This window comes from Candidatus Binatus sp., assembly GCF_030646925.1.
Classification (GTDB): Bacteria; Desulfobacterota; Binatia; order Binatales; family Binataceae; genus Binatus.
Window position 1 is genome coordinate 1 of sequence record NZ_JAUSKL010000072.1, and the last position, 7673, is coordinate 7673.

Annotated in this window: 6 protein-coding genes; 3 read left to right on the forward strand and 3 right to left on the reverse strand. The window is 57.9% G+C overall.

Annotated features, from left to right (window positions below):
- On the reverse strand, positions 1-541 hold a 541-nt coding region (locus tag Q7S58_RS12955), incomplete at its 3' end, for a hypothetical protein (RefSeq protein ID WP_304826127.1).
- A 676-nt stretch (positions 542-1217) separates the two neighbouring features.
- Here Q7S58_RS12955 and Q7S58_RS12960 point away from each other — a divergent pair.
- A complete protein-coding gene (locus tag Q7S58_RS12960) occupies positions 1218-2108 on the forward strand; it encodes a hypothetical protein (RefSeq protein WP_304826130.1) in 891 nt (296 codons plus the stop codon).
- A 180-nt stretch (positions 2109-2288) separates the two neighbouring features.
- Here Q7S58_RS12960 and Q7S58_RS12965 read toward each other — a convergent pair whose 3' ends face one another.
- Positions 2289-3980 carry a recombinase family protein gene (locus Q7S58_RS12965; protein WP_304826132.1) on the reverse strand — a complete coding sequence of 564 codons (1692 nt, stop codon included), beginning with the start codon at positions 3978-3980 and terminating at the stop codon, positions 2289-2291.
- Entirely contained in the window at positions 3967-4413 is a 447-nt protein-coding gene (locus Q7S58_RS12970; RefSeq protein WP_304826134.1) for a DUF2924 domain-containing protein, read from the reverse strand. The genes Q7S58_RS12965 and Q7S58_RS12970 overlap by 14 nt, the downstream gene beginning before the upstream one ends.
- 1565 nt (positions 4414-5978) lie before the next feature.
- Here Q7S58_RS12970 and Q7S58_RS12975 point away from each other — a divergent pair.
- Complete coding sequence (locus Q7S58_RS12975) at positions 5979-6182, forward strand: hypothetical protein (RefSeq protein WP_304826137.1); 204 nt, start codon at positions 5979-5981, stop codon at positions 6180-6182.
- A 645-nt stretch (positions 6183-6827) separates the two neighbouring features.
- Complete coding sequence (locus tag Q7S58_RS22195) at positions 6828-7058, forward strand: sigma factor-like helix-turn-helix DNA-binding protein (RefSeq protein ID WP_370655513.1); 231 nt, start codon at positions 6828-6830, stop codon at positions 7056-7058.
- The last annotated feature ends 615 nt before the right edge of the window (positions 7059-7673 follow it).

Below are 7673 nucleotides of genomic sequence, written 5' to 3' on the forward strand. Positions count from 1 at the left end.
CGAACGGGACACTCATACGACCGCGCATGATCGCTGAAAACATTTTCTTGTCAACGCTGATCCGTGTTTCTGTTGGGGCGTTGCCTGGCCATTCCACAACCGAGATAGATCGGCCAATCTTTTCAGCGTGCGCGAGAAGGAGATCAGCGATGGTGTGGCGATGGCACGCGAGCGCTCCATCGAGCGACGGAAACTCGCAGGCGCAGTAAAAGATCACCCTTCGGCGTTCATCCGCTGCATGCAGCGCCAGATCGACCAACTCGGCGACGGCCGCCGGATTTTTGATCTGCACGCATCCACGACCAGTCGCTATCGCGAGGTTGCCGAGGTCCTGCATCCATCGGTAGCGCGCCGGTCCTACAAGGTCGCGGAATGCATTACCAACAAAACCCTTGGCCCGCCCTTGCCTTCGCAAACGAGCATCGACGAATAGAGGCGGACGGAACTCCCGCGATTTCTCCGCCTTGTCAAATGCTTCCGCGAGTTGCTCGGTAGCACTGCCCCACCCCCAGTATCCCCACGAAAACAGCGTGATGGTCATCGGGGTGGACGGAACCGCACCCCCGTTAGTATTCGGCCGGGAACGCGCATGAAGCCGAGTGCTCCCTTGAATGGAATCGGCTTCGCGAGATAGCGGAGATTCTCGAGTATACAATGCCATTGACCGCGGTTCGCCCACTTGCTTTTGGAGTCTCGGATGCAATCGACAATCTCAACCGATCCAACGATTGCTCCGGGGGCCGGGTCGTCTGGATCGAGGGTGCGCTTTAGCGCCTCCTCGCACTCGACCTTGAGACCCGCCTGAATCAAAATCCGTCCACGGATGTGGGTCCGCATCGGCCTGTTTTCGACGTCCTTGCCAAGATGAGAATCGCAAACGCCCAAGGCTGCCGGATTGATATGGCGCGCTGTTCGTTCAAAACCGCCAATTTCTCTTTCCCACCTTGCTCGAACCGCTGGATGGACACCGCGATGCTAAACGACGACGTTCATAACAGCGCTGCTCCGATTAGTTACGAAAAGCAAAATAGCACTGTCGCGCGTCAGCCCGAAACCGCGCGAAGTCGCTTTGGCGTAAGGTTTTTCGCCATGCTCTCTGAGGAGTACTCGCATTTTCCGTAAACTGAGAGGCGCTCTCTCAAGGACATACCACAAATTGTTCACGCCAAAGTCCCTTTGGAGCACGCGCGAAGCTTCGATTCGTGATAGTTCTGGAAATGATGAACTGGCAAGACAATTGGAGTTATTTGGGCGCTCGAATCGCCTCTCTGCTACAAACCGGAGAGTTCTTCACTCACGCGCTGGGCGCTAGGTGGCGCGAGGTTCCTTGGCAGATAGTTGAGGACGTCGTTAGGAATGCTGACAACACTTATTTCGCGATCCAGGATTTTAAATCGGAGCACCGTGAATCTGTTCCGCCAAAGGCGATGGTGCGGCTCCAAGAGTTCATCAATGGGTACTTCAATCTATTCCTGAGAGGTGATCCGACCGTCCAGAAGCAGAACGACATTGCCAACGGTTATGAGCGTATAGTGTCTCGGCTAACATTCCTGGCGTCCTTTCAATCTGAATTCAATCACTTAATTTCAGATCGCGAATTGTCGATTCGCAGCATGCTCGACAGAGCCTTTCTTCACTTGCGGAGAAGCATCGTCGCCGATCCATCAGTCAGTTTGCGCTGGCAGGAAGCGTTCGAAAAAGGAGAGGTTGCGTGCGAAAAGTTAGGTGGGGCCCATCTATTGTCCTTCGGCATTTATTCGTTCAAGGCGGCTTCACCCGGCGAGCGCACTGATCTCATCCTGGGAACTCCTCTTGAGATAACAGCTGAAGTGCGAAGTGCGGTGGACGCTCTGGTGTTGACCGAATGGAAAAAGGTCGCCAGTGCTGCAGAAGCACCGCGCAAAGCAGTCGAGGCTTTCGAGCAAGCGAAGATGTACGGGCAAGGTGTGCTTTCTGGATTTGAACTCTCGTCGAGACGCTATCTCGTTCTCGTCTCGAAAGAGCAATTGATACCGCTACCGGCCGATCGGACAGAGGGCGGCGTCGTGTACCAATTCAATAACATAGCTGTCCGGCCACTGCCGCCCTCAGTCCGCGCGAAGAGGTAACAGGCTGAGCAGTCCGGATGGTCTGCGTCGCACAATTTTCCGACATCTCGCACGTCCGAGCTGCAGCTCGGGCGCGAGGCCGCGCCAAGCTTGATGCGCGATGGCCGTTTGCGGGCATCAATCCGCCCGCTTTGTTGGCGGAATAGCATGGGATCGGACTGTACCTGCCGAGATGGGCACCTACTCGTGCCCGAGTTGGCGCTGCTGCTCGCTCCAGTCCGGTGATAGTTCGAAACGACCGTCCATCAGCATTTGAAGATTGAGGCCAGCGGTACTGCGACCCTCGACCGCAGCTTCGACGATTCGGGGTGCGAGGAACGCCAACTTCGTTAGTCGCTCGACGTAGCGCTTGGGGAGCCCGTCGCGTCGGGCAATTTCGGCCAGCGAGCGGACCCGGCCTGAGGCCAATTCGTCGAACCATAGCGTAGCGCGAGCGATGGCCTTCAGCAGTGCCAGGTCTACCTTTCTCGGCGCGTCTTCGCATCCCTCCAGAATGATCCGTGTCTCGACGCCGCGCCGTTTCATTCTGAGCGGCACGAGGCGCGAGAGGTGAAGCAAATTGGTAATCGGCACTTCGGCCCGGTCGAGGGACGGGACCGGAAGCTTGAGTGAAAGTCGAATGCCCTGCTCCAGGAGTTCCACCCGCTCGACCAGATCAGTCAGACAAGCTGCAACATCAATCGAGGCTATCAGCCGGCGGCCGTAGTCCATCGCCGCCTCAAGCATCGCCCGCACATCCGGAGATTCGACTCCTGACTTCTCCAGCGCCTCGAGCATGCCGGGCCGGTCGTCCAGGATTGCTCGCGCGGCGATCGCCACGGCCCGCTCGATCTCAGCCGCCGACAATCGCCAACCGCGTTGCGCGTCCTTCGTTGAGCCTGTGATCAAGCCTTTCGATACGTAGTAACGGTATCTCCGCGCGCCCTTTGCGGTGCATTGCGCGTAGAGTGGCTCTCCACTTTGATCGAAGAGCAGACCGGCGAGCGGGCTCGATCCGGCCTTGGTCGTGCGTTGGCTCCGCTGCGCGGCTTGATCGCGCAACTGTTGCTGAACCCTTTCCCACAGCTCGCGCTCGAGGATCGCCTCGTGCAGTCCCAGATGGCGTTCCCGCTTGTGGCGGATCTCACCGATGTAGATCGGGTTGGCGAGCAGCTCGTACAGGGCGCCGCGCGAGAACGATCGTCCGCCGGATTTGAGACCCTTCACCGAGATTCTAACTTTCGAGCTGACGCCGCGACGATCGAGATCTTCCTTGAGACGCCTCACGCTGCCGAGTTCCAGATAGCGCTCATAGATCTGCTTCACGGTCGCCGCTTCCGCTCGATTGATGACGAGGTGGCGATCGCGAACGTCATAACCGAGCGGTACGGTGCCTCCCATCCAGATACCCTTGCGCTTGGAGGCTGCAATCTTGTCCCGAATTCGCTCGCCCGTCACTTCCCGCTCGAACTGCGCGAACGAGAGCAGCACGTTCAGCGTCAGCCGTCCCATCGACGTAGTCGTGTTGAACTGCTGCGTAACGGATACGAACGAGACGCCCTGTGCGTCGAACACCTCGACCATCTTCGCGAAGTCTGCCAGCGACCGGGTCAACCGGTCGACCTTGTACACGACCACCACATCGATCAGCTTCTGGCGAATGTCTTCCAGCAGACTCTGAAGGGCCGGCCGCTCCATGCTGCCTCCCGAGTAGCCCCCGTCGTCATAGGCCGTGGTCACAAGTTGCCATCCCTCTCCGGCCTGGCTCTTCACATATGCCTCGCACGCCTCGCGCTGGGCGTGGAGCGAGTTGAAATCCTGCTCCAGACCCTCTTCCGAGCTCTTGCGGGTGTAAATGGCGCAGCGGCGAACACGAGACTTAGCTAGCTCCATCGGTCGTCTCCTCCTGAATGCTCTTCAACCCAAAGAACAGTGGTCCCGACCAGCGGGTGCCGGTTATCTTGCGGGCGACCTCGGACAGCGATTTGTACCGCTTCTTCTGAAACATGATGGCCGATTCAAGCACCGTCACCTGATGCTGGACGCCGTGCCAATCACGCAGCAGCACGGTTCCCGGCTTGAGCGTGCGCACCGGCGCGACACGAATGGGTCGTCGCGCGGATGCATCCTCGGCCACTTTGGCCAGCATGCGCCGCGTCGCCGATTTGAGGCCGCCGTAGGCGTTCTCCTGCAGGCGGTAGGCGATCGCGCGAATCAATAGGTCGCGGCCAATCTTCCGAGGGGGTTCGGTGCGATATAACTCGCGCCAGCGATCCAGCAGATGCTCGCGGCTCAGAGCCGCCAGATGGTCGATTTCGGCTGACAAATCCTCGGCGCTTTGGTTCTTAGCTCTCATGGTGCGTCCGTCCTCTCTCTCCGGGCGGTCACACCATTGCTCTTGCGCTGGCACGCATCCAGTCATGCAAAACGGAGAAATCTGGCGGTCTAGTAGTGGCCTAATTTGTCTGGCAGGAAGGGACCTTATTAGTATGCCGGATAGCTACAATCCAATTGCGAAAGCGAACGGCCAATGACACTATGAGCCGTCCGACCCATGCGAAATGTGTAAGCCTAACTCGATTGAAGGAGTGAAACCTTGGAACTAGAGAGGATTGTTGCAGAGTTGAAGCAGGAAAGGGGCCGCCTTGAACGAGCTATCGCCGCGCTGGAAGGAGTAGACGGGCGAGCGCCGATCGCGAAAAGAAGAGCGGCCGCTGCGACCACGAGTGCCACTAAAAAGCGTGCTGGAATAACCGCTGCGGGCAGAAAACGGTTGTCCGAGGCGATGAAAAGACGCTGGGCGGAAGGCAAAATGAAAAGTCCTGAGTAGTCTCGGCCTGACGGTGCGTGACGTTTTCCGCCAAAGCACCGAGCGAGTCGACTTCTTGAATGGCACTTTTGACGTGGCCGGGTCGATGTTCGCGTTCATCTTCTACTCGGCACTCGCGTTGTGGATCGCGTGAGACCCGACAGGATCACCAGACTCCTCCGCCAGGTGGCCAACGGAGCTTTCCTACCAAATAATCCCAACGGCCTCTGAAACTCGGGTAGTCTTCCGGATGGTATCGTTCGCCGGAGAGTCCAGATCTCAGTCGCGGCAGGTCGCGTGCCGTGCAGTACTCATAGACCGCAGGCGGGTTACCGAGCGCCAGCATCAGGGCCTCGGCAAGGTCCGGAGATGACACGCCGCGTTCCCGCGCCTTGTCCTTGGACTCGATCTTGATGCGAGCTCTGGGATCTATCTCGTGCAGGATGCCGGCAAGTTGCCCGAACGAACGGCTTTGGCCGCGCAAGCTAGCGGCCGGGGTGCTTTCCCGATGCGGCAGCCGACCCTGATCCGGCGCCTCCCGCAGCCGCAAGCGAAGTTCAGTGCTTGGTCGAATGGAGAAAATGGCCTCGCGTAAGAGCGCCGTTCGGAGCCGCAGGCGAGCTTCGCGGCGATTCAGAAAATGAATTGCGCCGTCCGAACAGTGTGAGAGCGGGGCCGGCTGACCGGCCCCGCGAGTCCCCGCCGCGATTCAAGGGACCATTGTTCATGAAATGATTGAGTGTCGAGGCATTCAACGACTTGTATGCCTTGCTTGCGCGATACTCACGAACGAACAGAATTATGTCGAGCGAGACCATGAGAGAGATGATGATTTCGGCCAGCACGCGACATGCCCCTCTTTGCTGCTCATCCTCGGAGTGAACGCGCAGCCAGTCTTTTTGTTAACAGCCGGACCGTTCAAAAAGCAAGGATGACTCCGAAGATTCGAGAAACCGTCCATTCTTCGCGGAACATGGAAAGGCGGGTTGACGTTCCACTGAAAGCTTATACCTCTTGACAGTGTGTCGGCAAAAGGAGCAAGTTGAAACGACACTAAAGCTTGAGGTAGAGGGTAAAAATCTATGTTTTTCGTACGAGGCTTAACGTCCCACCATAAAGAAGTCCTTATCAATCCAGAGCAAGTGCAGTATGTCTGCCGGCTGGGTCGCAAAAAAGCCGCCGTAATACTGACTCACCGCAAGCGGCGCTTGATAGTTGATCAAGATCCGCCGATGGTTGAACGACGATTCGAAGAGTTTTTAAAGGGTTTTGTTGACGCACATTAGGATCCCGACACGCCCAGCGAGGTTCACGTTGGCGCCTTTCCCGAGGGGCGACCATGACTAAAACGGGCGGCACAAAACCCGGCGGCGCTAACCTACAGGAGGTTGGAGGTTTGGCGTTGCATCAGACTGCAGCTCGGGCAGGGTGGTCTGTCGTCAGCGCTTCCGCTATCCATTGCCGGCTCGCCCGCGGTGATCGGCCAGTTTGACTCCCACGTTGCTGCGCCTCAGCCTGGCTACGCTTTCACCCTCGTGCTCCGAGCAATAGGTTCTAATCGAGGCGCTACCATTCGAATACGAAATCACCGCGACGGCTCTCGCGACCTGATCGCAGGAAAGAAGTTCGCAGGTTTCATCGAAATCGCCCTTCATCCTCGCAAGCCTCCAGAGATAAATCTTTGGCAAATAGTCCATGGTTCTTTAGTGCCCCCCTTTTGGAATCGGCGATGTTCCAGCGAGATGGCGTCCCGTGCGCATACCTCGGTCGACCATTTGGACGGCGCTCGGCTTGATGATCTGATTATGGGCTCGCCATGCTGAAGACTACCCCCACTTGGACGATGCCAGGCTGGAAAATGGAATGCCCCTGGTTTCGGTACGGTGGGACTCAACTCCGGAACGTTTAGGTGACGGATGCTTAAAGGACTTATGCCTCTTTTTCGCACGAAACAACCCGGCGCGCCTGTACTCGCGAGCCTCCTCAGCGCCCATACGCTGACCGGGCGTCAGCAACAGGTTCTTCAGTTGCGCTCAGAGGGTCTGTCGTGTCGGGCAGTCGGCCAACGACTCGGCGTCAGTGCGGAGCGAGTCCGCCAAATTGAGGCGCGTCTTCGCACCTTGGTTCGGCGTTCCTTGCTAGAAAGCGATGCCCTAAAGTGACAAGGGTCAAGAGAATGTCGCGTTTGTAGGGGAAGGTGAACGGGTAGCCTCGCATGGTGGGTACCCCGCAAGAATCGCTCTACCGGGTACGCTGGATTGCGCCGACGAATTGCGAACTGTAACCGTCGATTACACTATACTGGACCTATTGACCGCGGATTCGAGGTACAACCGATAACCTAAAGGAGCGAACCCTTGGAACTAGAGAAGATTGTTGCAGAGTTGAAGCAGGAAAGAGACCGCCTTGAACGGGCTATAGCTGCGTTGGAAGGAGTCGGCCGTGTAGCGCCGGTCGCGAAGAGGGGCTCGACAGCTACCGCGACGAAGACTCGCAACAAACGGGGTGGCATGAGCGCAGCGACAAGAAAACGGCTGTCCGAGGCGCTGAAGAAACGCTGGGCGGAGCGCAGAAAGAAAAGCGCCTAGCAGGGTGTTGATGAAAGGGCAGAATCACGAGCTGGGCTTGGTGTGATGACGGTGGGAAGTGAGTATTGAGGTCGCGAGCCGGGTAGTTACCGGGTTGGCCATGGCAGGTGCGGCTCGCTGGCAACTCGATTCATCCGCTGGGACAGAGCTTTGCGATTCGCAGCAGGTTGTAGGCGGCGCCGACCAGGT

Coding starts and splice junctions, on each gene's coding strand:
- Q7S58_RS12960 (WP_304826130.1), top strand. CDS start 1,218: ATGATGAACTGGCAAGACAATTGGAGTTATTTGGGCGCTCGAATCGCC.
- Q7S58_RS12965 (WP_304826132.1), bottom strand. CDS start 3,980: ATGGAGCTAGCTAAGTCTCGTGTTCGCCGCTGCGCCATTTACACCCGC.
- Q7S58_RS12975 (WP_304826137.1), top strand. CDS start 5,979: ATGTTTTTCGTACGAGGCTTAACGTCCCACCATAAAGAAGTCCTTATC.
- Q7S58_RS22195 (WP_370655513.1), top strand. CDS start 6,828: ATGCCTCTTTTTCGCACGAAACAACCCGGCGCGCCTGTACTCGCGAGC.